Source organism: Streptomyces sp. H27-H5 (assembly GCF_026627505.1).
In the GTDB taxonomy this organism is placed as follows: domain Bacteria; phylum Actinomycetota; class Actinomycetes; order Streptomycetales; family Streptomycetaceae; genus Streptomyces.
Genome location: NZ_JAPNLK010000356.1, coordinates 1 through 664 on the forward strand (window position 1 = coordinate 1; position 664 = coordinate 664).

1 protein-coding gene and 1 pseudogene are annotated in these 664 nt (G+C 70.5%); both read right to left on the reverse strand.

The features are described from left to right. Positions 1-195: carboxyl transferase domain-containing protein (locus tag OTB19_RS43225; RefSeq protein ID WP_324290599.1), on the reverse strand; the 195-nt coding region annotated here is incomplete at its 3' end. A 21-nt stretch (positions 196-216) separates the two neighbouring features. After that, positions 217-664, reverse strand: a pseudogene (locus tag OTB19_RS43230) (hypothetical protein); the annotation flags it as partial.

Below are 664 nucleotides of genomic sequence, written 5' to 3' on the forward strand. Positions count from 1 at the left end.
CAGGCCGAAACCGGTGGCCCGGTGCCGGCGGAGCTGCTCGACCTCCTTGAAGGAACCCTCGTCGAGCAGCAGAGCGATCCGCTCACGGGCGGTCAGCTTGCCCTTGGCGTGCTGCGCCTCGGTGGCGGCGGGTGCGCCGGCTTGTGCTTCCTGTCGGATGCGGGCGAGTTCGGCGACCCGTTCGGCCATGGTCATGGCGGGGGCTCCCTTGCCGGTTCAGTGGGTGCGGAGGGCGACGTGGTCGCAGAGTGCGAGCAGGGCGCGGTGGGCGGGCAGCGGGGGCAGGCCGTCGAGGGCGGCCTTCGCACGGTCGAGACGCCGGTGCATCACGGCCTCGGCCTCGTCCAGCGCGGTGGAGCGTTCGAAGAGTTCCAGGGCTCGGGGCAGGGCCGCGGCCGGGACGGGGCCGGCCGCGAGCAGGTCTCTCAGTTCGGCATCGGCGCGGTCCACGCCCTCGCGGGCGAGCAGGACCGGCAGGCTGTGGACGTCGGCGAGCAGGTCTTTGCCTCGTTCCTTGCCCGTGAGTTCGGCCGGGGCCTTGAGCCTGGATCCACCGCGTAGTGGTCGGGCTGTGGATGGAGAAATCAGAAGAGGTGCCCGCTGACCTGGGATGATGGGAGTTTCTACGCTTCCATCAGACCCGAGCAAGAGGGCACCTCGTAAG